This is a genomic window from Nitrospirillum iridis, assembly GCF_014205765.1.
GTDB classification, from domain to species: domain Bacteria; phylum Pseudomonadota; class Alphaproteobacteria; order Azospirillales; family Azospirillaceae; genus Nitrospirillum; species Nitrospirillum iridis.
In genome coordinates this window covers 230,584-254,427 of the sequence record NZ_JACIIZ010000005.1, presented here as the reverse complement: position 1 = coordinate 254,427, position 23,844 = coordinate 230,584, and the positions used below count along the sequence as shown (strand labels likewise).

Below are 23,844 nucleotides of genomic sequence, written 5' to 3'. Positions count from 1 at the left end.
ACCGTCGCCATGCGCCGCTTCACCCCCCTGGCTCTCGCGCTCTCCCTGCTCGCTGTCCCGGTCTTGGGCGCCCCCGCCCTGGCTGACACGAGCGATTGCCGGCTGAACCCGGTGGGGGAACTGCCCATCCACCTGGAAAACGGCCTACCCATCGCCGATGGTCTGCTGGACGGCAAGCCGGTGCGGGCCCTGGTCGATACCGGCAGCACGCGGCATTTGGTGTCGGTGCAGGCGGCGCGCCGGCTGGGGCTGGATTTCCAGGAACATCACGCGCGCGGCGTGAACCTGGGGCAGGGGGATTGGCGCAAGGCCGGCACGATGATGGCCGACACGCTCAGCTTCGGTCCCTGGCAGGGCACTGGTTATCGCCTGCAGTTGGTGGAGGCCGGCGATTTTGGCGCCAATGTCGACATGGTGCTGGGCCAGGACCTGTTCGTGCAGTCCGACATCGAATTGGATATGGCGCACAACGTCATCCGTTTCTTCCGGCCGGCGGAGTGCGATGACACGCCGCTGGCCTATTGGGCGCAGACCTACGCCCAGGCGACGCTGCGGTCGCGTGGCTTCGGCAGCTACTCCGTCAGCCGGGTGGTGGTGCAATTGAATGGTCAGGAGTTCTGGGCGCGGCTGGACACCGGCGTGCGCACCAGCACGGTGCTGACCCGTCTGGCCCACCGCGCCAACGTGCGCGAGGACAGCCCCGGTTCCCAGCCGGGGCCGGAGCGGCGTGACATCGGCCGCACGCCGGTGCCCACCTGGATCGGCACCTTCGACACCCTGGCCATCGGGGATGAGGTCATCCGCAACGCCCGCCTGTCGGTGGGCGACTATTACAATCTGGGCGTGGAGCGCGACGGCAGCCTGGCCATGGTGCTGGGCATGGATTTCATCCGCACCCATCGCATCTTCATCGCCAACAGCCAGGACAAGATCTACTTCACCAATGTCGCCAAACCGGTGTTCGGGGCGCCGGGGGCGTAAGCGCGGCCGGCGGGACGCCGGCCGGAAAGACGGGGGTTTTCGATGCGGGATAAGGGTTTGGGCCGGGGCGTCCATGTCCGGCGGATCTTGTCGCTCGCCGTGGCCGGCGTGCTCGCTCTGCCGGGCCTGGCGCTGGCCGACGCCGCCAATTGCCACCTGAACAAGGTGGCGGAGGTGCCGGTGACGCTGGAACGCAACCAGCCCATCGTGGTGGCCAGTGTCAACGGCACCCCCATCCGCGCCCTGCTGGACACGGGCGCCGAGGTCACCGCCATCTCGCAAGCCGGGGCGGCCCGCCTGGGCCTGGAGGTCAGCAGTCAGCGCCGGCTGGTGGGTATCGGCGGCGCCGCGCCCATGGGGCAGGTGAAGCTGAACAAGCTGGTGGCCGGTGACTGGTGGGCCGACGCGCCCCTGGTGCATGTGGTGCAGAACGACAATTTCGGCCCGGATGTGGAGATGATCCTGGGCCAGGACATCTTCGCCCAATACGATGTCGAACTGGATTTCGCCAACGGCGCCGTCCGCTTTTTCGAGCCCAAGGGCTGCGACGGCGTGCCGCTCGCCTACTGGGCGCAGGATTATGCCGAGGCGGCGCTGCGGCCCACCCTGCCACTGGGGCACCGCGACATCCAGGTCCGCGTCTCATTGAATGAGCGCGAGACCTGGGCCCTGCTGGACACCGGCTTCACCCACAGTTCGGTCTTGCTGCGCACCGCCCATCTGGCGAATGTGCATGAGGAGGGGGCGGACGTGGCGGCGGGCAGCGAATTCCACGGCATCGGCAAGAAGCGGGTGCCCACCTGGATCGCCACCTTCGCCACCTTCACCATCGGTGAGGAGACGGTGCGCCGCGTGCGCCTGAACGTGGGCGACTTCGCCCTGTTCGGCGACCCGGACCGGGTCAACGCCATCGGCATGTTCCTGGGCGCCGATTTCGCCAAGACCCACCGCATCTACGTCGCCAACAGCCAGGGCAAGGTGTTCTTCACCAATGTCGGCCGGCCCGTGTTCGCCCCCCGCGCGCGCGACGAGGACGCGGCCAAAGCCCCGGACGTCAAGGCGCCGGCGGCCAATTGAGACGGCGTGGGCGTTGCGGTTCATTCAGACCGCAACGCCCGCACCGGCCTTTCCCGGGCGAGGCGCGCCAACTGGCCCGCCACCGTCACCCAGGCCAGGGCGAGCGACAGGGCGCCGGCCGCCAGGAACCACAGCGGGTCGATGGCGATGCGGTAGGCGTAGCCGTCGAGCCATCGCCGCAGGGCCCACCAGGTGACGGGCCAGGCGATCAGGCAGGCCAGGCCCACCGGCTTGAAGAACTGCCACAGCAGCAGGCGCAGGAGCTGCGGCAGGGTGGCGCCCATGATCTTGCGGATGCCGATCTCCTTGGTGCGCCGTTCGGCGGTGAAGGACACCAGGCCATAGAGGCCCAGGCAGGCGATGAAGACGGCCAGGCCTGAGAACAGGGCGAAGATCCCGCCCGTCCTCCGCTCCTGGTCATACAGGTGCTGGTAACGGTCCGCCAGGAACCAGCGGCGGATGGGCTGGCCCGGCACCAGGGTCGCCCAGATGCGGTCGATGGCGGCCAAACCCGCCACCATCTCGCCGGCCTTCAGGCGCACCATCAGGACGTCAAAGCCATCGCCGACATGGAAGATGGCGGGCGACACCGGCCGGTGGATGGAGCGGAAGTGGAAATCCTCCACCACGCCGATGACAGTGCCCCGGATGGTCAGGGCGGAACCGACCGAGCCCACAGTCTTCAGCACCACCTGCCCGATGGCGGCATCCGGGCTGGCGAAGCCCAGGCGCCGGACGCCGGAGCGGTTCAGCACCACCGCCGCCGGCAACTCCAGCGATGTCACCCCCGGCGGCGGTGGCTTGCCGACCAGCATCCACTCCGGCCGGTGCACCTTGTCGGCGGGCCGGTCGGGATCGAAGGTCCGCCCGGCGATCAGGCGCAGGCCCATGGTCTGGATGTAGCCGAAGCTGACGCCCTCGCCCCGCATGGTGACGGGTGCCGCATCCCCGGGCCGGCGCACCAGTTCATCGTCGCCCTCGTTCGGGCTGCCCAGGTAGATGGTGCTGGCCGCCACGTCCGCGATGCCGGGGCTGCGCCGCAACATGTCCATGAAGCCGGCCCATTTGCCCGGCGCGCCCAGCGTGTCGTCGATATCGACCATGACCATGTTGTCGCGCTGAAAGCCCAGGGGCTTGTGCTGGGCATAAAGGTATTGGCTGTGCACCACGGCGGCGGCGGCCAGCAGTCCGATGGACACGGCGAACTGGAACACCACCAGCAGGGTGCGCAGCCGCCCGGCGCCGCTGGCGGCGGTGGCACCCCGCAGGGCCGGAATCGGGGCGACGCCGGACAGCACGAAGGCAGGATAGGCGCCGCTGGCGATGCCGGTGAGCAACCCCATGCCGGCCAGCAGCCCCATCAGCGCCGGGTCGCCATAATCCAGCCGCAGGGGCGTGGCCACCAGGCGGGAATAGAAGGGCAGGGCGACCTCGGCCAAGGCGACGGCCAGGACCATGCCGATGAGGGTCAGCAGCAGCGCCTCCCCCATGAACTGGACCATGAGGCGACCCCGGCTGGCGCCCACCGTCTTGCGCACCCCCACCTCCCGTGCCCGCAGCGAGGCGCGCGCGGTGGCCAGGTTGGTGAAGTTGATGGCGGCGACCCCCAGGATCAGCACCGCCACCAGGGACAACAGGGACAGCGTGCCTGCGGCGGTGCCCGGCTTGGCGTCATCCTCGATGGGGTCGGTATGGATGGCGCGCAGGGGGCGCAGATGGGGCGCATACAGTTCCGCCAGCCGCAGGGGGCCTTGCGGCGTCTGGGCGTCGGGCGCTGCGCGGCGGTGCCAGGCGGCCAAGTCCCGCTCCACCGCAGCCGCGTTAGCCCCTGGGGCCAGGCGGATGTAGGTGCGCCAACTCAGGCCGAACCAGTCCCCCTCCGGCTCCGGCGTGGGGAGGATGATGGAGTTGGTGGGCACCATCATCAGGGAGGGGCGGAAGTGGGTGTTCTCCGGCAGGTCGGCGACCACGGCGCGGACCGTCAGGGCGTGGCCATCCACCGCCAAGATCTGGCCAAGGGCGGGCCAGTCGCCGAAATAGCGGCGCGCCCCTTCCCGCGTCAGCACGATGGCGGCGGGGTCGGCCAGCGCCGTCCCGGCATCGCCGGCCAGCACCACGCGCGGGAACACCGCCAGGAAATCGGCGTCGACGACGTTGACGATCTCCTGGAACAGCCGGTCGCCCTGACGCACCGCCACCCGCTCGCCCGTCATGCGCGTGATCGCCTCCACCGCCGGGCGGTCCTGGGCGAAGGCGGGTCCGATGGCGCGCCCGGTTTTCGCGATCCGGCGGGGGGCCTGGCCCAGATCGTGGACTTCGGTGTCGATCTGGTAGATGCGGTCGGCCGATGGGAAAAAGGCGTCGAAGGATGTTTCGTGGCGCACGAACAACAGGATCAGGATGGCCGCCGCCAGGCCGATGCCCAGGCCCAGCACGTTCAGCGCCGCGTACAGCTTGTGCCGGGCCATGACCCGCAGGGCCACCGTCAGATAATGTCCCACCAACAACCCCCTTTACTGTCCCGCCGCTTTTCCAGGTGTTGCGGATGGCGTTTTGCGCGCAGGATAGGCAATAAGCGCGCCAGGACTAACCCATTGTTTCTTATGCCCTATGCGATGGAGTTCCCTGTCCGCGGGCGGACAGTGCCCGAAAACGGACAGCTCCGTCCGCCCGCGACGTCGGCGCCCTGGCGATCCAGGGCCGGGCATGGCAGGGTGGGGTAAGGGTTAATGATCGGTGGTGTGCGATGACTGGGCATGGGATGCCGGGGTCCGTTGGGCGGGGCCGGTGGCACCAGGTGATGACCGTGGTGCGGGTCGCCAGCGGCAATTTCCTGGAAATGTATGACTTCATGGTGTTCGGCTATTTCGCCGGCGCCATCAGCCGCGCCTATTTCCCGCAGGGCAGCGGCACGGCCAGCCTGCTCCTGACCTTCGCCACCTTTGGCGCCGGCTTCCTCATGCGGCCCATCGGCGCCCTGGCGCTGGGCGCCTATATCGACCGCCATGGCCGGCGCGATGGCTTGCTGCTGACCCTGGGCCTCATGTCGGTCGGCACCATCACCATCGCGCTGATGCCGGGCTACGCCACCATCGGCCTGTTGTCGCCTCTGCTGGTGCTGCTGGGCCGGCTGGTGCAGGGCCTGTCGGCGGGGGTGGAACTGGGCGGCGTCTCCGTCTACCTGTCGGAAATCGCCACGCCGGGCCGCAAGGGCTTCTATGTCAGCTGGCAGTCGGCCAGCCAGCAGGTGGCGGTGATGGTGGCCGCCCTGATCGGCGTCGCCCTGACCTTCTCCCTGACGCCGGAGACGATGCAGGCCTGGGGTTGGCGCATCCCTCTGGTGGTGGGCTGCCTGATCGTCCCCTTCCTGTTCCAGATTCGCCGCTCGCTGACCGAGACGGAGGTTTTCCTGGCGCGCAAGCACCGGCCCACGGTGGGGGAGATCATGGCCTCGCTGGTGGCCAACCGGGGCGTGGTGCTGACGGGCGTGGGCCTGGTGATGATGACCACCGTGTCCTTCTATTTCATCACCGCCTACACCCCCACCTTCGGGCGCGAGGCGCTGCACCTCAGCGACATGGACAGCCTGTTGGTCACCCTGGCGGTGGGCGCCAGCAACCTCTTGTGGCTGCCGCTGTCGGGGGCCCTGTCCGACCGCATCGGCCGCCGTCCCATCCTGGTGGTCTGCACCGTGCTGGCGCTGGCCACGGCCTATCCGGCGCTGAGCTGGCTGGCGGACGCGCCCAGCTTCGGCCGCTTGCTGGGCGTGGAGCTGTGGCTGTCCTTCCTCTACGCCAGCTATAACGGCGCCATGGTCGTCTATCTGACGGAGATTGTGCCCGCCGCCGTGCGCACGGCGGGCTTCTCGCTGGCCTACAGCCTGGCCACCGCAGCCGGCGGCTTCACCCCGTTCATCAGCACCTACCTGGTGAAGCACGGCGGCACTGCCGCCATGCCGGGCCTATGGCTGTCGGCCGCGGCGCTCTGCGGCCTGATCGCCGTGCCGGTCAGCGCGCGATATGCCAAGGCGCATGCGGAGGGGTGAGCGATGGGGGCGGTTCGCTCAACAACCGGCAAGGGCTCAGGCCGCTTCCAGGATGGTCATTTCAATACGAAGGCCGGCGGCGCTGGCCATATTGACCAGGGCATCGAGTCCAAAAAGGTCGATCTTGCCCCGCACCAGATCTGAGATGCGCGGCTGAGTCACGCCAAATGCCTTGGCCGCTTCAGCCTGTGTCATGCCCTGGCGGGTGATGTGGTCCTTCAAGGTCATCGCTAGTTTCGAGCGAAGCTTCATGTTTTCAGCGTCCGCTGGTGTGTCCTCCAGGGCATCCCAGACACTGGAGAATCGCTTGTCGGTCATTTCGGTTTGCCTTTCCTTTCGTCGGCCTTGTGGCGTTTCAGCCGCTCGACAAGGGTGCCGTAGCGGTCCTTCGCTATCCCAATATCCGCAGGATCCGTCTTCCGGGATTTTTTCTGGAAGCAGTGCAGCACATAAACCGCGTCCTCGAATTTCGCCACGTAGATCACACGATAGATGCCGGATTGATTATTGATCCTGATTTCCTGGACCCCGGGGCCAACCGTCTTCATGGGCTTCCAGTCGTCCGGCAATCTCCCGTGCTGAATATTATCGATCTGGTGGCCGGCTTCTCTTTTGGCGGCCAGGGGGAAGCCCCGCAGTGCCTCCAGTGAGTCCCCCAGAAATTCCACGTCTTTGGGATCGCCGGGCCGAGTGGTTCCAGAAGCGCTCATGGATTTATTTATACAAGAATTTGTATATTTCGGCAAGCGGTGTCACCGCGCTGTGCTTTACGGCTAACGTCCCCGCGCCAGCCACACCGTGCGTCCGCCGCAGTCCGGATCCTCCGCGCGGAAGTCCATGACCTCGAAGCCGTGCTCGTCCAGCAGGGCGCGATAGTCGGCCGGGTCCAGGCTGGCGTGGTACAGCGGCTCGCCGGCGTAGCCGCCCATGGCCACGCCGTGCTTCGGTCCGCTGGTGAATATCAGCGCGGCGCTGGGCAGGGCGTGGCGCTGGAACACGGGGAACATCGCCCGCTGGTCGGCGAAATCCAGGTGGAAGAAGCTGTCCCAGGCCAGGATGCCGGCATACCGCCGGCCGAGATCCAGCCCGCGCATGTCGGCCACCCGCCACTCCTGGTCCGGCAGGCGGCTTTGGGCCAGGGCGACCAGGGCGGGGGCGGTGTCGATGCCGGTGACGGCGCGGCCCTGGGCCACAAGGTAGGCCGCCATGGGCTGGCCGCCGCCGCAGCCCAGATCCAGCATCGGGCCGGGTGAGGCCAGGGCCAGGAAGCGATCCAGCCAGGGACGTTCCATCTCCGGATGGCGGCGAAGCCCGGCCTGGCGGTCGGCCTCCCAGGCCAGGCCGTGGCGCTGGTAGAGGCCGATGATCCGGTTCGCGTCGTCGTCCATGGCGTCCCGCCCTCCCGCGCCGGCGGCACACCCCGCCACGATAGCCAAAGCGATAGGCCCGGCGCGGTGCCGGCGCAAGGGGGCGAACGCGCTCAGGCGGCGCGGACCGTCGCCAGGAACTCCGCCACCTCCCGGCGCAAATGTTCGGACTCGGACGACAGGCTGCTGGCGGCGGCCAGCACCTGCGTCGCGGCGCTTCCCGTCTCGCCGGCGGCCTGCGTGACGCTGACGATGGTGCTGGACACCTCGCTGGTCCCGGCGGCGGCCTGGGAGACGCTGTTGGCGATGTCGCCGGCGGCGGCGCTCTGTTGTTCCACGGCGGCGGAGATGGCGGCGGCGATGCGGTTGATCTCACCGATGGTGCCGGCGACGGTGGTCATCGATTGGCTGGCGGCGTCTGACGCCTGCTGGATCTCATTGACCCGCAGCGCCACCTCTTCCGTCGCCTTCGCCGTCTGGTTGGCCAGCGCCTTGACCTCGCCCGCCACGACGGCGAAGCCTTTGCCCGCCTCGCCCGCCCGCGCGGCCTCGATGGTGGCGTTCAGCGCCAGCAGATTGGTTTGGCTGGCGATCTGGCTGATCAGGGCGACCACGTCGCTGATATCGGCGGCGGAGCCTTTCAGGGCGGTCACCGCGCCCACCGTCTCGTCCGTGGTGGCCACGGCCTCCGAGGCGACGGATGAGGATCGGGCCACCTGGCGGCCGATCTCGCTGATCGACGACGACAGTTCCTCCGTCGCGCTGGCCACGGTGTTGACGTTGGCGGCGGCGATGTCGGCGGCACCGGCCACGGTTTGCGACTGGCGGCTGGTTTCCTCGGCGGTCGCGGCCATGGCCTGCGCCGCCGCCTGCATCTCCGTGGCGGCGCTGGCCACGGCGTCGACCACGCCCTTGACCGACTCTTCAAAGCGGGCCGCCATGCCGAGCAGGGCCGCCTTGCGTTGGGCTTCCGCCCGGGCCTTTTCCTGTGTGGCCTCCTCTTCCATGGCGCGCACCCGCAGGGTGCTTTGCTTGAAGGCCTCCGCGGCTTGGGCCAGGTTGCCGATCTCGTCCCGCCGGCCCAGTCCCTGGACCTCCACGGCGGTGTCGCCCGCCGACAGCCGGGCCATGACGGTGATGGTGCCGTTGATGCCGCCGGTGATGGACCGGACGACAATGACGGCCAGGAGGACACCGACGGCGATGCCCAGGGCCCCGATGCCCAGGGTCTGGACCATCATGCGGCCGAAACGCGCCATGGAGGCGTCGTAAATCCGTTTCGCCTCGTCGACCTGCAGGGTGATCAGGGGCGCCAGGGCTTTCATCACGGCGTTGAAGGCTTCCCGATCCTGGGGCCCTCCGCCCGCCTGCTTGCGGTACGCCGTATACAGGGGCTCAAACGCTTGGGCCAGCCCAGCCTCCTCCGGCGTGAGATATGTCGACATGTAATGCGACCATGCCGCCTCCATGCCCGCCTCGGCGGTCGCGGCGGTGGTTCCCGCGCTGCGGGCGGCACGCAGCTGATAGAGATTGTCCTGGACGGCGGTCAGGTCGGCCAAGGCGACCGTGCGGTCCTCATAGACGCTCTTGAGGTCCTGATTGGTGGTCCATGCCCCCCACAAACCCATGGCGCCGGCTATGGCGCCGACCAGTACCAGGCAGCCCACCAGAATGGTGAGCCGCGTCCCTATCTTCAGATTGTTCAACATGGCAAGGCGGTTCCTCGATGGTCCAGCCGCCAACTTGCCTGTCAATGCGTTGACATAAGCCTAATGGGGCCCACCCTCCGCCAGATCTGAAGTATAGGGCCGGGCCAGGGTGGGTCATCCCGCCGGCAGCAACAGTTGGGCCTTCAGTCCCGGCCCATTGTCGTCCAGCACCAGGGTGCCGCCATGGCGCTGGGCCACGGCGTCCACCAGGCTGAGGCCCAGGCCGCTGCCGGGGCGGGCCTGGTCGCGCTCCAGCCGGAAAAAGCGCTCGCGCACACGCTCCCGGTCCTCCGCCGGGATGCCGGGGCCGTTGTCGGCCACCGTCACCCGCACGCGGGCCGGCCCGCCGTTGGCGGCGGGGACGGGGCTGACCGTCAGGCTCACGCGGCCGCCCTCGGGCGTGTATTTCAGGGCGTTGTCCAGCAGGTTGGCCAGGGCCTGGCCCAGCAGCTGGCGGTTGCCCTGGACCATGGCGGCCGGGCCCGTCGCGTCCACCGCCATGGTGAAGCTGATGCCCTGGTCCTCCGCCACGGCGTCATACAGCTCGCCGGTGTTGAGGGCCAGCTGGTCCAACTGCACCGGGGCGATGGGCAGGTTGCCGCCCGATTCCACCTCGGCGATGGCCAGCAGGGCGCGGAAGGTGGCCAGCAGATGGTCCACCTCCTCGATGGCGGCTTCCAGCACTTCGCGCGGGTTTTCCACCGTGTCGTGCATCAAGGCCAGTTCCAGCCGGGTGCGCAGGCGGGTGAGGGGGGTGCGCAGATCGTGGGCGATACCCTGGCTGACATGGCGGATGCCGGCCACCAGCGCCTCGATACGGTCCAGCATGGCGTTCAGCGTATGGGCCAGCTGGTCGAACTCGTCGCCGCTGCCGGTCAGGGGCACGCGGCTGACCAGCATGCCCTCGCGGATGGCCTCCGCCGTGCGGGTGACGCCATCCAGGCGGCGCAGCCAGACGCGGCTCATGGCCAGGCCGCCGATCAGGCCCAGCACCAGGGTCAGGCCCATGCTCCAGCCGATGACGCGCTCCAGCCGTTCGCGCAACACCCGCACCTCGCCCAAATCGCGGCCCACCAGCACGCGATAGCCGCCGGGCAGTGCCGCGATCAGGGCGCGCACGTCGCCGGGGCGCACCAGTCCCGTGCTGGGATCCTTCACCGGCAGGTTGGCCCAGCCGGCGTCATTAATCCCCTTGGGCCAGAACTGATTGCCGGCCAGCGTGGACCCGGTGGCGGAGGAGAGGATGTAGATGGAGGAGGCGTTGCCCATGCCGCGCTCGTTCACCGCCTCGGCCAGGCCCGCCATGCCGCCGGCGCGGTAGCGGTCGGCCAGGGCCTGCATGTCCTCGCGGATGGCGGTGTCGGCCTGGCCGGTCAGGAACCCGGCGGTGGACCAGTAGATCAGCCACAGCACCAGCAGGACGGAGCCGACGAACAGCCCCAGATAGATCAGGGCGAAGCGGAAGGTGGTGGTGCGCAGCAGGCGGCCCAAATGGCGATCGGCATGGCGGTGGCGGTCGGCCGCCGGGTCATTCTTGGCCGTGTCCAGGGCCGCTTCGTCGCCGCCAGGGGCCTGGGAGCGGCGCTTCAGGGACGCAAGCAATATCCGGCCCCCCGCACGGTCTGGATCAGCGGCTGGTCGAAGCCCTTGTCCACCTTCTGGCGCAGGCGCGCGATGTGCACGTCGATGACATTGGTCTGCGGGTCGAAGTGATAGTCCCACACCTGTTCCAGCAGCATGGTGCGGGTCACCACGCTGCCGGCGTTGCGCATCAGGCATTCCAGCAGCTGGAATTCGCGGGGCAGCAGGTCGATGGTCTTGCCCGCCCGCCGCACGGTGCGGGCCAGCAGGTCCATCTCCAGATCGCCCGCCGCCAGCTTGGTGGCCTGGGTCTGGGGGGCGGCACGGCGGCGGCCCAGGCTTTCCAGCCGGGCCAACAGTTCGGAAAAGGCGTAGGGCTTGGTCAGATAGTCGTCACCGCCGGCACGCAGGCCGGTCACCCTGTCCTCCACGCTGCCCAGGGCGCTCAACACCAGGACGGGGGTGTCGTTGCCGGCGGCGCGCAGCAGGCTGACCAGCGACAGGCCGTCGCGACCGGGCAACATGCGGTCCACCACCAGGGCGTCGTAGTGCTCCGCCCCCGCCAGGTACAGCCCCTGGGTGCCGTCCGGCGCGTGGTCCACGGCGTGCCCCGCCTCCTTCAGGCCTTTCAGCATGTAGGCGGCGGCCTGGGCGTCGTCCTCGATGACTAGGATCTTCATGGGGGCGGTACCTTGGGAAGGGGAGGCGTCCAGACAAAGGGCCGGGCGGTGATGGTTCCGCCCGGCCCCGTCAGGTCTTTCACAATCCCGGCCCGGGGGCCGGGGCCGGCGTCAGCCCTTGGGCGTGACGGGCAGGGGCAGGAACATCTGCTGGTCGCCGCGGCGGACCAGCAGCAGGACGGACTTGCGGCCATCCTTCTTGGCCTTTTCCACCTGGCTTGTGACGTCGGCCGGGGCCTTCACCGCCTCATTGTTCACGCTGGCGATGATGTCGCCGGGGCGCAGGCCCAGATCGTCCTTGCCCGGGTCGACGATGACGACGCCCTGGGTGCCCTCGTCCAGGCCCAGACGCTCGCGGGTGCGGTCGTCCAGCTTGCCCAGTTTCAGGCCGGCCACGCTGGTGTTGTCACCCTTGCCGTCCGGCGAGGTGGCGGCCGGGTTGCCGTCCTTGTCGGCGCTGGGCGCCTCACCCAGCTTGACGGAGACGGTGATCGGCTTGCCGGCGCGCAGCACGCCCAGGTCGACACTCTTGCCCGGGTCCATGCCGGCGACGTTGCGGGCCAGGTCGCGCTGGTTGTCGATCGCCTTGCCGTTGATGCTCTGCACCACGTCGCCTTGCTTCAGGCCGCCCTTCTCCGCCGGGCTCTTGGGCGAGACGGCGTTGATGATGGCGCCCTTGGGCTCCTTCAGGCCCAGGCTGTCGGCGATTTCCGGGGTCACGGCCTGCAGGGTGACGCCCAGATAGCCGCGCTGCACGTGGCCGGTGGTCTTCAGCTTCTCGATCACCGGCTTGGCGACGTTGGACGGGATGGCGAAGCCGATGCCGACGGACCCGCCGGTGGGCGAGAAGATGGCGGTGTTGATGCCGATGACCTCGCCATTGGCGTTGAAGGTCGGGCCGCCGGAATTGCCCTTGTTGATCGAGGCGTCGATCTGCAGGAAGTCGTTCAGGTTGGCGGCGTCGATGTCACGGCCGCGGGCGGAGACGATGCCGGCGGTGACGGTGCCGCCCAGGCCGAAGGGGTTGCCCACGGCCACGACCCAGTCGCCGGGCCGCATCTTGTCGCTGTCACCGAAGGCCAGCGCCTGCAGCGGCTTCTTGGTCTCGACCTTCAGCAGCGCCAGGTCGGAGCGTTCGTCCTGGCCCACGATCTTGGCCGGCACGTCGTCGGTCTGGTCCTGGAAGTGGACCTTCACCTCGTCGGCGCCCTCGATGACGTGGCGGTTGGTGACGATATAGCCGCTGGGGTCGATGACGAAGCCGGAGCCCAGGGCCGATTCGATGCGCGGGCGGCCGTTGCCGCCCCGGCCACCCGGCAGCGCCTCATCGGGCAGGCCGAAATGGCGCATCATCTCCTGCAGTTCCTGCGGCACCTGCGGCGTGGTGACCTTATGGGCGGCGGTGATGGTCACCACCGCCGGCGCCACCTTCTCCACCAGGTCGGCGAAGCTGGGCAGGGATGCCGGGCTGGCGGCGTGGGCGGTGGTGGCGGCGGGCGGGGCCACCAGGGCGGTGCCGGTCATCAGGCCGATGGCCAGCGCCGTCACGGCGAGGCGGGGAAAGCGCTTGGCAGGGGTCTTGATGGTGGACAGGAGGGTCATGGTCTCAAGCTCGCTTTCACGGATGATCTTTTTGTCTGCTTTTAGGGCCGCGTCGTCTGGCGGGATGCCGCGGTGTCAGGTCGAAAACGGGGCCGGATCGGGGGCTGGCCGCCGAGGATCCGAGGGGTCAGGTATCGATGGTACCGTCGTCGAAGCCGCTGTCGGAACTGTCCGTGTCATAATCGGCGTTCTGAAAGCCGCTGTCGCGGTAGGCGCTGTCGCTGTAACCGCCGTCCTGGCGGCCGGGGTCGAAGCGGTCGCCCCCCTCGTTGACGATGGTTTCATTCACGGTGGTGTTGTTGATCACGGTCTCTTCCACCCGTTCACCGCCGTAGCCGCCACCCCAGGGGCCACCGCCCCCGATGCCGCTACCCCGGAACAGGGATTCGACCGCGTTGGCCGCCAGCACGCCGCCGGCCACGCCGGCCATGGTCTCGAACATGCCACGCATGAAGCTGCGCGGCTGGGCGTAGACCGGCGGCGCGCCGTACGCCGGCTGGCCATAGACGGGCTGGGGCGCCCCATAGGATTGGCCGTACGGCTGCTGGGACTGATAAGGCTGCGCGGGGTAGGAGGACTGGCCCCAGGGCCCCGCCGGCTGGCTGGGCGGCGGCTGGTTGAAGGGCTGGTTGCCCGACTGGGCCGCGCCGGTGAACGGGGGCGGGCCGGAGGCGGGGCGGCCGGCGCCAGGGCTCTGCTGCAGGTCCGCCAGTCGGCGCTGGGCGTCGACCAAGGCTTCCTGCTGGGCCAGCAGGGCCTGGGCCATGATGTAGGGCAGGCTGGGCTGGCGGGTCAGCGCCTCACCCACCAGGCGGTCCGATTCAGGGTCGCGGGGCATGCCGTCCAGTCGGGACACACGCGCCAGCAGGGCTGTCAAATCTTCGCGGTCCTTGGGGGTCATGGTCTTTCCTCGACTGCTTTGCTCACAAAGGCGTGGCGGAATGCCACTGAACTAACATGGGGCGATCGGTGTCGGCCGCAACGAGGATGATCATGGTCTGGACCGACTTTCCAGCCTATGGAGCCAGGATTAAGTTTTTTTCATGCGGTGCGGGGGCTAAAGGGATAGGAACGCCGCTTCCGTTCCACTTGTCGAGGGTGCCCCCCGGGGCCGCGCCTGCCCATGGCCATCATGCTTCCCCTGGCGCCGCCCGCCTACACGCCCGCAGAAATGCGGGCCCGTGTCCTGTTCCAGGACGGCGATGTGCTGGTTGTCGACAAGCCCTATGGCCTGCCGGTGCATTACGGCACCAAGTCCACCGATCATCTGGAACGCTATCTGCCCTGGCTGGTGGCGGACGACGCCCCCGCGCCACGCCTGGCCCACCGGCTGGACAAGGACACCACCGGCTGTCTGGTGCTGGGCCTGAACGAGGCGGCATCCACGCGGCTGGGCAAGCTGTTCCTGGCGGGACGGGTCGCCAAGCGCTATTGGGCGGTGGTGAAGGGGCGCCCGGATGCTGATGAGGGGCGCATCGACCTGCCCCTGGTCAAGCGGCAGGTGCCCGGCTGTTCCCGCATGATGGTGGAGGATGGGGGTAAGCAGGCCGTCACCGAATGGCGCGTCAGGGCCAGCGCCGTTGGGTCGGACGGCCAGGCGCTATCCTGGTTGGAACTGACGCCGCATACCGGGCGCATGCACCAGCTGCGTGTCCATTGCGAGGCCATGGGCTGGCCCATCCTGGGCGATCCCATCTATGGCCGTGACTGGCGGCTGGAGGGTGGGCGCGATCCGGCGCCGGTGACGCCGCTGCATCTGCACGCCCGCTGGGTGGCCCTGCCGTGGGGGCCACCAGCCGATCCACCGCTGTCGGCCACGGCCCCCCTGCCACCCCACATGGTTGCCACCTTCCAGCGCCTGGGGTTCACCGAACCGAACGGCTGAACCGGCGACGGGTTTCACCCAAGTGGGCGTATAAGGGACTGAGCCCACCGCCCAAGGCGGCGCGCCCCAAAAAGGAAAAGGTCGGTGGCATGACACCACCGACCCAGTAGGCTTGGAAGGAATTCAAGACAGGACGGCAGCAACCGTCATGGCTTGGGTAGATCCACTATCGCGACCGGACAGGTCAGGAACGCCGCATCCGATCACCGCAGGTACGGGGAACATCCGCCGGGAAGGGTGGTCTAGAACCCCAGCCCGGGGCACTCGCCGGCGCCGCTCCCGCCCCCATCGGTTGGGGCAGAGAGGGCGGGAGGATCCGCTTGGTCTAGAAAGCGGGGCGCCGGTGCCACCAGCCAAGGAGCCGGCGCCTTGGGCGGGGGGTTGGGGCTCCCGCATTTGGCTGTTGCCGTCTCCATCGGCTGGCGACAACGGGACAGTGCCACGCCAAGCTGACCGCATCCTGACAAGGATGCCGCTCATAACGATTTCTGCGCCTCGTCACATTTTTGCCCAGAGGGCATGCGACAACGCGTTCCGTCGCCCAGGCCTCCTGGTCCTGGGTGGTACCCGGCACAAGCGCCCATGATCCCCGGATTGGTGACGGGGTGTTAACCTTCTTCCCCTATGATTGTCACGACGGCGGTGACCGCCCCGTGTGACCCCTCTGCGGGTTGGGAATCGGCGCGCGGTGCGCCGGGCACAAATCCAAGGGGGCGTTTCGGGTCATTTCTTGTCCAGGATACCTTCCGCATCGTCGCGGATGATGCGATAGAGTTTCGTGAGGCGGACGCCGCTGCATGATCACGTTGTCAGAACCTGAGTCAGATACCGCTCCCATGTTGACACCCCTCTCGGCCGCGTCCGGATCCCAAGCGCATCAGGCGACGACGCCGGCGGGCAAAAGCCTGTCGGTCGTCATTCCCATGCATAATGAGGAGGCGAACCTCGCCGCCTTGTTCCTGCGGCTGATCCCGGTGCTGGAAGACATCGGACTGCCGTTCGAGATCATTTGTGTCGACGACGGCTCCCGCGACGGCACCTTCGCCGCCCTTGCTTTCCACCAGGCGCGCGAGCCCCGGCTGAAACTGCTGCGCCTGTCGCGCAATTTCGGGAAGGAGGCGGCGATGTCCGCCGGCCTGCGGCATGCCAGTGGCGACGCCGTGATCCTGATGGACGGCGACTTGCAGCACCCGCCGGAAATCATCATCACTTTCGTGGAGCAGTGGCGCCAGGGCATGCAGATGGTCTACGGCGTGCGCGCCAGCCGCCTGACCGACCCGTGGATGCGCCGCTTCCTGACCAAGGTCTACTACCGCCTGCTGGATAATATGTCCGAGGTGACGCTGCCCCGGGGGGCCGGCGATTTCCGCTTGCTGGACCGCAGCGTGGTCGATGCCCTGAACGCGATGCCGGAGCGCAACCGTTTCATGAAGGGGCTGTTCAGCTGGGTGGGCTTCCGCCAGGTGGCCGTGCCGTTCGAGGTGGCGCAGCGCCATGCCGGCGCCTCCACCTTCAATTTCTGGCGCCTGCTGCGCTTCGGCCTGGATGGTGTCGCCTCGTTCAGCAATGTGCCGTTGCGCGTCTGGTCCTGGCTGGGCATCGCCCTGTCCGTGCCCTCGTTCTTTTATGGCGTGGTCATCATCACCAAGACCATCATGTTCGGTCGCGACACGCCGGGCTATGCCTCGCTCATGGTGGCGGTGCTGTTCCTGGGCGGCCTGCAACTGATCGGCCTGGGTGTGCTGGGCGACTATCTCGGCCGCGTCTTCACCGAGGTGAAGGGGCGGCCCATGTATCTGGTGAATGAGAAGGTGGGCTTCGATGACGCGCCACCGGCCGACCGGTCGTCCGGCGGCGGGCGCGGGGGGCATCCCTGAGTTCCATGACCTTCGTCCGCACCCCTGATCCCCAGGCAGACACCCTCGCGCCCGCCCGTGGCCGCGCGGCGCCGGTCGGTGCGCGCGGGAACGGCCCCTTCTGGCACCGCGCGGCGTCGTGGGACGTTGCCTTCTGGCTGGTGCTGGCGGCGGCGGTCATCGTCGTCGCGGTCACCTTTCCCGATTTCGGCATCACCTTCGATGAGCCGCTGCATGTCGAGTATGGGCAGCGGGCGCTGGAATGGTACGCGTCGCTGGGCCGGGACCGCGCCGTTCTGGAATTCCAGAACCTCTATCTTTACGGCGCCCTGTTCGACACCGTCGAGGCGCTGGCGGAAAACCTGCTGCCCTTCGATGTCTACGCCACCCGCCGGCTGGTCGGCGGGCTGACGGGTCTGCTGGGCGTGCTGGCGGTGCGCCGCATCGCCCGCGACATCGCGGGTGCGGAGACGGGCGCGCGCGCCGGGCTCATCGCCGGGCTCTGCCTGCTGCTGATCCCCGACTGGTGGGGGCATTCCTTCGCCAACCCCAAGGACGTGCCCTTCGCCGTGGCCGCCGCCTGGACGCTGTCCTGGCTGGTGCGGGTGGCGCGCGGCCTGGATGCCGCCCCCGATCAAGGACCGTCGCGGGGCAGCGTGGTCATGCTGGGCCTGTGCTTCGGCATGGCGCTGGGCATCCGCGTCGGGGGCGTGCTGCTGGCGGGGCCCATCGTGCTGGTCGCCCTGGCCCATGTCGCCAAGGGCGTGCTGGCCGGCGCGGGTCCGCGCCAGACCGGCGCCACCTTCTGGCGCCTGGTACGCCGGCTGTGGATCGCCGCCCCCATCGCCTATGTCGTCATGATCGCGGCTTGGCCCTGGGCGCAGGTCAACCCGCTGCGCCACCCCCTGGAAGCGCTGGCCGAATTTTCCAAGTTCCCCATGGATTTCATCTTCACCTTCGCCGGCGTGCAGGTGCGGACCACCGACCTGCCCTGGTGGTATCTGCCCGTGGGCTTCGGCGTGAAGCTGCCGGAGGTGGAACTGCTGGGCCTGGCGTCGGCGGCCGCCTTCGCCGGCATGGCGGCGGTCCGGCGCCCCTTTCCGGTGGGGGTGCGCCTGGACGGGGTGGCCCTGACCACCGCCGTGCTGCTGCCCCCCGCCGCCGTGGTGGCGACGGACGCCGTGCTGTATGACGGCATCCGGCACATGCTGTTCCTCATGCCACCGCTGGCCGCCGCCGCCGGCCTGGGGATCAACGGTCTGCTGACGCGCCTGCCCCGGCGCTGGCCGGCGAATTATTGGTTACGCCCCTTCATGGCCGCCCTGCTGGTGGCCTGCGCCGGCATCCAGGTGGGGTTCATGGCCCACCTGCATCCGTATGAGACCATCTGGTTCAACCGCTTCGCCGGTGGCGTGCACGGTGCCGGCCCCCGGTTCGAGCTGGACTATTGGGGCAGTTCACTGTCGGAAGCGGCCAAGCGCCTGACCGACACCATGGTGAAGCTGGAAGGTCCCCAGGCGTTGACCCAGCCCTACCGCATCCGCGTTTGCGGCCCCCCCACCACGGTGTTCCACTACCTGCCGCCGGCGTGGAAGCCGACGCGCCGCAACACCGGCCCGGTGGATTTCTACCTTGCCTTCACCCGGTGGGCCTGCAAGGAAGTCCCGGCGGGCCAGGACATCGTGCGGATCGAGCGCGATGGCGAGGTGCTGGCCTACGTGCGTGACTTGCGCGAGCCGCCGCAGTAGCAGGCCGGTTCGCGCCTTAGGAAGGGAGCGCCAGATGAAGCTGTTCGGCCTCGCCGGGTGGAGCGGCTCGGGCAAGACCACCTTGCTGGTCCAGCTGATCCCGGAACTGACGGGGCGTGGCTACCGCGTCTCCACCCTGAAGCATGCCCACCACGATTTTGACGTGGACCAGCCGGGCAAGGACAGCCATCGCCACCGTGTGGCCGGCGCCAGCGAGGTGCTGGTGGCATCCAGCCGGCGCTGGGCCCTGATGCATGAACTGCGCGATTCGCCTGAGCCGACCTTGGCCGACCTGGTGGCCAAGCTGTCACCCGTGGACCTCGTTCTGGTGGAAGGCTTCAAGCGCGACCCCCTGCCCAAGCTGGAGATCTGGCGGGCGGAGAATGGCAAGGCGCCGCTGTTTCCCGACGATCCCACCATCGTCGCGCTGGCGGCCGACGATGTTTTGCCGCAGGATCCGCCGGCAGGGCTGCGGCGTTTCCCCCTGGGCGCCGTGGCCGACATCGCCACCTTCATCCTGGGCCATGTCGGCCTGCCTCCGCACGCCTCCTGATCCCGGGCCCGTTCATGCCAGGCGCCGACGACTGCTACCCCTCCGACACCCTGCTCAGCGTTGACCAGGCGCGCGCGCGCCTGCTGGATGCCGTCCGCCCGGTCACGGGGGTGGAAGCGGTGGCGCTGGACGCCGCCGATGGCCGCGTCCTGGCCCAGGACGTGGTGGCGGCGCACAGCCTGCCCCCCTTCGCCCAGGCCGCCATGGACGGCTATGCCCTGGACCATCACGCCGTGGTGGGCGCCGTGGCGCCTGTGCGCCTCCCGCTGTCGGGCCGGGTGGCGGCGGGCGACGCGCCGGTCCCCCTGGCGCCCGGTACCGCCGTCCGCATCTTCACCGGCGCCCCCCTGCCAGAGGGGGCGGATACCGTGCTGATGCAGGAGGATGCCGCGCTGGATGGCGACGTGCTGCTGGCCCCTGCCGATCTCGCTCCCGGGCGCCATTGCCGGGCGGTGGGGGAGGATATCGCGGCGGGCGTGGTGGCCTTGGCCGCCGGGCGGCGCCTGTCGCCGGCGGCGGTGGCCCTGGCCGCCGCCTTGGGGGAGCGGACCCTGGCGGTGCGTGCCCCCCTGACGGTGGCCTTGCTGTCGACGGGCAACGAGGTACGGCCCGCCGGCGCGCCCCTTCCCCCCGGCGCCATCCATGACGCCAATGGCCCCCTGCTGGCCGCGATGTTGCGCCGCCTGGGGTGCCGCGTGGTGCGGGCGGGCATCGTGGGCGACAACCGCGATGCCCTCAGGGCCACCCTGTCCGGTCTCAAGGCCGACCTCATCCTGAGCAGCGGGGGCGTTTCCGCCGGGGAGGAGGATCACGTCAAGGCGGTGGTGGCCGACCTGGGTGGCATCGACTTCTGGCGCCTGGCGCTGAAGCCGGGCAAGCCGCTGGCTTTCGGGTATCTCAGGGACGGCCACATCAGGGGTGCCCATGGCGGCGCCACGCCTTTCCTGGGCCTGCCCGGCAATCCCTTCGCGGCCTTCGTCGCCTTTCTGGTGCTGGGCCGTCCCCTGGTGCAGCACCTGGCCGGTGAGAGTGTCACCGACCCGCCGCGCATCACCGTGCGCTGCGGTTTCAGCCATGCCCGCGCCCCGGGCAAGCGGGAATATCTGCGCGTGGTGCTACGGCCGCAGGGACGGGAGACCGTGGCCCATCAGGTGGGTGCCGGCGGCAGCGCCGCCCTTTCTTCCCTGGTCCAGGCCGACGCCGTGGCGGAGGTGGAGGACGCACGCGACGGCCTGCGTCCCGGCGACCCGCTGACGGTCATCCCCCTGCACGGCCTGTTCTGAGGGGACCAGTCTCTCCTTTGATGTTGAGAGGATGGGGCCTATGGACGGGCCTCTTTGCCGGGCTCGCGAACCGTGACGATGGCGCGGCCCTTGATGTCACCGCCTTCGCCGCGCAGGGTCAACTCATACCGCCCAGGCGGGAGATACAGGGGCAGTACCTCGCCCGTTCGCAGGAACAAGCGGTCATAGGGCACGGTGTCGGCGGGTTGCCCCGGCTTGCGCGCCTCCACCACCCCGTCGCCGTCCTTGGGCAGCAGCGCCGCCGGGATGGCCACGGGCTGGCCCAGCCAATGGCGCGAGATACCGGCGGCGGCCACCGGATCGGCGCCCACCGCCTGGGGCATGTGGACCTGCAGATCGACGCGGCCGGTATGTGACGATGTGATGCGGGCACTGCCGTCCGGGTTCAGATAGGCGGCGGCGGGGGCCAGGGCGTCAGCGCGCAGGCAGGCGGTGGTATCGACGGTCAGCGGGTCGATGCCGGTGCGTTGCTTGAACGCCTCCGCCATCCAGGGCACTGTCGGGTGCAAGCCTTTGTCGACATGGGCCCAGCCGGCCAGCACCAACAGCTTGCCGTCCGCCGGCATGCGGGCCAGGACCTCCGCCAGACGGAGGGCCTCCACCCGCTCCCGCGATGCCGTCGCCAAATCAGGGTCGCCGCTCGTGACGCCGACATCGTCATAAGGAACGAGATCGAAGCCCAGGGCCATGGCCTTGCGCATGACGGCGGCGAAAGTCGGTTCGCTGAGATAGGGGGTGATGGTGGGCTTCCCTTCAAGGATCCAGTGCTCGCGCACCTCGCTGGCTTTCCAATCGCCCCCGTCCATAAAGAGCGCTTCCATGGCCACATGGGTGAAGCCCATTTGGCGCAGGCGGGGCAGGGCCGCCAGCCAGAAGGCGCGTGACGCGGGAGCGATATGGTTTTCGTTGATCATCACCACCCGGCGGTCCCGCGCCAGGGCCAACAGAGTCTCCAACGGATCGGCGGCGGCTCCACGGGCGGCCTCCTCACAGTCTTTGCGGCCCCGTCGCTTCCAGGCGATCCATGCCAAATCGGGCCGACCCAGCCTGGCAAATTGCGTTGCCAGGCTCTGGCTCATGGCGCCGGATTCCTTCTCCTGTGCGGCGGCGGCCTCGTAGACATGGATTTCGCCGACGAAGTCGCCAGCGGCGAGGCGATCGGCCCGGTCGAATGGCAGTTCAACGGCGGTCCTGGCGCTTGCCGGCGATGCTGACTCCTGTGCCATTGCCGGCAAAATACCCGCGGCCCAAGCGGCCGCCAGAATTCCCAAGCGTCTCCACCGTCCCATGCCCAGCCCCCCCGCTTCCCTTGGTTGTGGGCAGGGTATGGTTAACGAGGAGTTGGGTGCAACCTATCGCGTGCGTTTCAGCTATTTCTTCTCCTGTTCAGGTCGATTATGTCGCAGCACCCAGCCCGCCAGCTCATCCAGTGGGGCGGGGTGCCCGTCGCCGTCGCGGAAGCGCACGGTGGCGCTGTGGCTGGGCCAGATCACGGTCAGCTGGGTTTCCAAGGCGTCGGGATAGCCGGGCCCCGGGTAGTCCGCCGGCTGCCCAGCCATGTCGGCGGCCTGTACCAGGTGCTGCAGCGTCGCGCGTTCCTCCGCCGGTAGGCCCGCCACGTCCAGCGTGATCTTGGGCCGGCGCATGGGGAAGGCGATTCCGCCTTGCCGTTGGCACTCCACGATGATGGGCGGGGCGGTTTGGTCGATCAAAGGCCCACCGCTTTCCAGGCGTCATCCACGGCGGTGCCGGCGGCGGCGCCATGCTTTTGGGCCACCTCACGCGTGGCGGCGGCGGCGTCCTTGAATTCCGACCACAGTTGCAGGCGGGTGGTCAGCACCTCATACCAGATGGCGCCCGCCACCTCCCACGCCTTGCCGCCGATCTTGGTGGCGGCCAGATAGAAGGCGTGGTTGGGGATGCCGGAGTTGATGTGGACGCCATAGTTGTCGTCCGACCCGCTGTAGTAATCCTTCATCGTGGCCGGCTGCGGGTCCTTGCCCAGATCCGGGTCGTCATAGGCTGTGCCCGGCGCCTTCAGCGACCGCAGCGCGGTGCGGTTGGTGCCGGCCTTGGGGATCAGCAGGCCCTCGCCGATCAGCCAGTCGGCCTTGGCCGCCGTGTCGCCGGCGGCCTGCTGTTTGATCAGTGAGCCGAAGACATCGGAAAAGGATTCGTTCAAGGCGCCGGACTGGCTGGAATAGTCCAGCCCGGCGGTGAACTGGGTGACGCCGTGGGTCAGTTCATGGCCGATGACGTCCAGGCACTTGGTGAAGCGGTCGAAAAGGTGGCCGTCGCCATCGCCATAGACCATCTGCTGGCCGTTCCAGAAGGCGTTGTCATAGTCCGTGCTGTAATGCACCGTTGAGTCCAGGCGCATGCCCTTGTTGTCCACGGAATTGCGCTTCAGCACTTGCATATAGAAATCGTAGGTCTTGCCGGCATAGTCGTAGGCCTCGTTGACGGCCACGTCCTTGCCCGCCGCCTGTCCTTCGGACCGCACCAGGGTTCCCGGCAGGTCGCCGCCATGCTTGGCGTCATAGATGGTGCGCCGCTTGGTGCCGGTGGCCAGGCCGGCGAAGGCGAACTGGTTCATGCTCTCGCGCATGCCCCGGATGCGGCCTTGGTGATAGAGGTTGCGCATGGCCCGCCGACGCATGGTCGGGTCCGGGCTGTGCGTCGCTACATGTTCCATCATGTGGGGCGGGATGATGAAGCAGACATGCGGGGGGCAACCGTCGTGCTGGCACATGGGGGCGGGCCTCTCAGCGCTGGGGTCAGGGCGCCAAGCGTGTCACCGTGCGACCGTCGCCGGAATAGCCCCCTAGGACATATCCCCGCATGACCCGGGAAACTGGCGCTCCGCCATGGCCAGATCGTCCGGCGTGTTGATGTTGAAGAACGGGTCCAGCGGCCGGGCCGGAAAGTCGACCTGCGCCAGCGGCTGGCGCGCCAGGAAGGCGCCGACCTTGCGCACTTCCTCTTCCGCCAGGGCGTGGCGCAGGGGGGCGGCCAGGATAATGGGCCACAGCGCCACCACCGGATGCCGCTGCCCGGCCGACGTGGCGCAGGCGACCCCATCCGGGGATATCGCCGCCGTCAGGCGCGCCGCCAAGTCCGGCGGCAGGAAGGGGCAGTCGGCGGGTGCGCTCAACACATGGGTATAACCCCCCTCCGCGCGGGCGAACTCCAGTCCCGCCAGCACGCCGGCCAGGGGGCCGGGGTGGCCTGCCACCGTGTCGGCCAGGATGGGCAGGCCCTGGTCGCGGTAGCGGGCGGGGTCGCCATTGGCGTTCAGCGCCAGGGCCGCCACCTGTGGCGCCAGGCGCCCGCGCACATGGGCCAGCAGGGGCCGGCCGGCCAGGGACAGCAGCGCCTTGTCCACCGTTCGGGCCTCGCTGCCGCCGAAGCGCCGGGCCAGGCCGCCGGCCAGGATCAGGCCCAGGATGCGCATCC

General features: G+C 68.8%; 21 protein-coding genes. 8 read left to right on the top strand and 13 right to left on the bottom strand.

Annotated features, from left to right (window positions below; genetic code table 11):
• The first annotated feature begins 9 nt into the window (after nt 1-9).
• Together FHS74_RS10750 and FHS74_RS10745 are read left to right on the top strand one after the other, a co-directional pair.
• On the top strand, nt 10-981 hold the full coding sequence (locus FHS74_RS10750) for a retropepsin-like aspartic protease (protein WP_184800235.1): 972 nt from the start codon (nt 10-12) through the stop codon (nt 979-981).
• Nucleotides 982-1,023: 42 nt separating this feature from the next.
• On the top strand, nt 1,024-2,058 hold the full coding sequence (locus tag FHS74_RS10745) for an aspartyl protease family protein (protein WP_184800233.1): 1,035 nt from the start codon (nt 1,024-1,026) through the stop codon (nt 2,056-2,058).
• A 20-nt stretch (nt 2,059-2,078) separates the two neighbouring features.
• Here FHS74_RS10745 and FHS74_RS10740 read toward each other — a convergent pair whose 3' ends face one another.
• Nucleotides 2,079-4,559 carry an FtsX-like permease family protein gene (locus tag FHS74_RS10740; RefSeq protein WP_184800231.1) on the bottom strand — a complete coding sequence of 827 codons (2,481 nt, stop codon included), beginning with the start codon at nt 4,557-4,559 and terminating at the stop codon, nt 2,079-2,081.
• A 299-nt stretch (nt 4,560-4,858) separates the two neighbouring features.
• Between FHS74_RS10740 and tcuC the strand changes: the two genes are divergently transcribed.
• On the top strand, nt 4,859-6,103 hold the full coding sequence (gene tcuC / locus FHS74_RS10735) for an MFS transporter (RefSeq protein ID WP_281384635.1): 1,245 nt from the start codon (nt 4,859-4,861) through the stop codon (nt 6,101-6,103).
• A gap of 36 nt (nt 6,104-6,139) precedes the next feature.
• Here tcuC and FHS74_RS10730 read toward each other — a convergent pair whose 3' ends face one another.
• The 8 genes from FHS74_RS10730 to FHS74_RS10695 all read right to left on the bottom strand — a co-directional run bounded on the left by FHS74_RS10730 (nt 6,140) and on the right by FHS74_RS10695 (nt 13,943).
• Nucleotides 6,140-6,421: a helix-turn-helix domain-containing protein gene (locus FHS74_RS10730; protein ID WP_184800227.1), complete on the bottom strand. Its 282-nt coding sequence runs from the start codon at nt 6,419-6,421 to the stop codon at nt 6,140-6,142.
• Nucleotides 6,418-6,813, bottom strand: coding sequence for a type II toxin-antitoxin system RelE/ParE family toxin (locus FHS74_RS10725; RefSeq protein WP_184800225.1), 396 nt, complete (start codon nt 6,811-6,813; stop codon nt 6,418-6,420). Before FHS74_RS10725 ends, FHS74_RS10730 begins: the two co-directional genes overlap by 4 nt.
• Before the next feature lie 63 nt (nt 6,814-6,876).
• Nucleotides 6,877-7,491: a class I SAM-dependent methyltransferase gene (locus tag FHS74_RS10720; RefSeq protein ID WP_184800223.1), complete on the bottom strand. Its 615-nt coding sequence runs from the start codon at nt 7,489-7,491 to the stop codon at nt 6,877-6,879.
• 92 nt (nt 7,492-7,583) lie between these two features.
• Nucleotides 7,584-9,179 (bottom strand): HAMP domain-containing methyl-accepting chemotaxis protein, encoded by a 1,596-nt coding sequence (locus FHS74_RS10715; protein ID WP_184800221.1) that lies wholly within the window; start codon nt 9,177-9,179, stop codon nt 7,584-7,586.
• A gap of 114 nt (nt 9,180-9,293) precedes the next feature.
• The gene (locus FHS74_RS10710; protein WP_246463050.1) at nt 9,294-10,781 is read right to left on the bottom strand and encodes a sensor histidine kinase; all 1,488 of its coding nucleotides are present in this window, start codon (nt 10,779-10,781) and stop codon (nt 9,294-9,296) included.
• A complete protein-coding gene (locus tag FHS74_RS10705; RefSeq protein WP_184800219.1) occupies nt 10,766-11,440 on the bottom strand; it encodes a response regulator transcription factor in 675 nt (224 codons plus the stop codon). Before FHS74_RS10705 ends, FHS74_RS10710 begins: the two co-directional genes overlap by 16 nt.
• A 111-nt stretch (nt 11,441-11,551) precedes the next feature.
• Entirely contained in the window at nt 11,552-13,042 is a 1,491-nt protein-coding gene (locus FHS74_RS10700) for a DegQ family serine endoprotease (protein ID WP_184800217.1), read from the bottom strand.
• A 127-nt stretch (nt 13,043-13,169) separates the two neighbouring features.
• Nucleotides 13,170-13,943 carry a DUF2076 domain-containing protein gene (locus FHS74_RS10695; RefSeq protein WP_184800216.1) on the bottom strand — a complete coding sequence of 258 codons (774 nt, stop codon included), beginning with the start codon at nt 13,941-13,943 and terminating at the stop codon, nt 13,170-13,172.
• 222 nt (nt 13,944-14,165) lie between these two features.
• Here FHS74_RS10695 and FHS74_RS10690 point away from each other — a divergent pair, with 222 nt between their 5' ends.
• The 5 genes from FHS74_RS10690 (at nt 14,166) to FHS74_RS10670 (ending at nt 20,367) form a co-directional block, all read left to right on the top strand.
• On the top strand, nt 14,166-14,927 hold the full coding sequence (locus FHS74_RS10690; protein WP_246463049.1) for an RluA family pseudouridine synthase: 762 nt from the start codon (nt 14,166-14,168) through the stop codon (nt 14,925-14,927).
• An 836-nt stretch (nt 14,928-15,763) separates the two neighbouring features.
• Entirely contained in the window at nt 15,764-16,804 is a 1,041-nt protein-coding gene (locus tag FHS74_RS10685) for a glycosyltransferase family 2 protein (RefSeq protein WP_246463048.1), read from the top strand.
• A 5-nt stretch (nt 16,805-16,809) separates the two neighbouring features.
• Complete coding sequence (locus tag FHS74_RS10680; protein ID WP_184800212.1) at nt 16,810-18,531, top strand: hypothetical protein; 1,722 nt, start codon at nt 16,810-16,812, stop codon at nt 18,529-18,531.
• A gap of 34 nt (nt 18,532-18,565) precedes the next feature.
• A complete protein-coding gene (gene mobB, locus FHS74_RS10675; RefSeq protein ID WP_184800210.1) occupies nt 18,566-19,084 on the top strand; it encodes a molybdopterin-guanine dinucleotide biosynthesis protein B in 519 nt (172 codons plus the stop codon).
• A 14-nt stretch (nt 19,085-19,098) separates the two neighbouring features.
• A complete protein-coding gene (locus FHS74_RS10670) occupies nt 19,099-20,367 on the top strand; it encodes a molybdopterin molybdotransferase MoeA (protein WP_184800208.1) in 1,269 nt (422 codons plus the stop codon).
• Between the two features lie 38 nt (nt 20,368-20,405).
• Here the strand turns inward: FHS74_RS10670 and FHS74_RS10665 are convergent, their stop codons facing one another.
• The 4 genes from FHS74_RS10665 to mobA all read right to left on the bottom strand — a co-directional run bounded on the left by FHS74_RS10665 (nt 20,406) and on the right by mobA (nt 23,842).
• On the bottom strand, nt 20,406-21,614 hold the full coding sequence (locus FHS74_RS10665) for a hypothetical protein (protein ID WP_184800206.1): 1,209 nt from the start codon (nt 21,612-21,614) through the stop codon (nt 20,406-20,408).
• 144 nt (nt 21,615-21,758) lie between these two features.
• A complete protein-coding gene (locus FHS74_RS10660; protein WP_184800204.1) occupies nt 21,759-22,100 on the bottom strand; it encodes a protealysin inhibitor emfourin in 342 nt (113 codons plus the stop codon).
• Entirely contained in the window at nt 22,097-23,140 is a 1,044-nt protein-coding gene (locus FHS74_RS10655) for a M4 family metallopeptidase (RefSeq protein ID WP_211106220.1), read from the bottom strand. The genes FHS74_RS10660 and FHS74_RS10655 overlap by 4 nt, the downstream gene beginning before the upstream one ends.
• A 72-nt stretch (nt 23,141-23,212) precedes the next feature.
• The gene (gene mobA, locus FHS74_RS10650; protein ID WP_184800202.1) at nt 23,213-23,842 is read right to left on the bottom strand and encodes a molybdenum cofactor guanylyltransferase MobA; all 630 of its coding nucleotides are present in this window, start codon (nt 23,840-23,842) and stop codon (nt 23,213-23,215) included.
• Nucleotides 23,843-23,844: the final 2 nt, after the last annotated feature.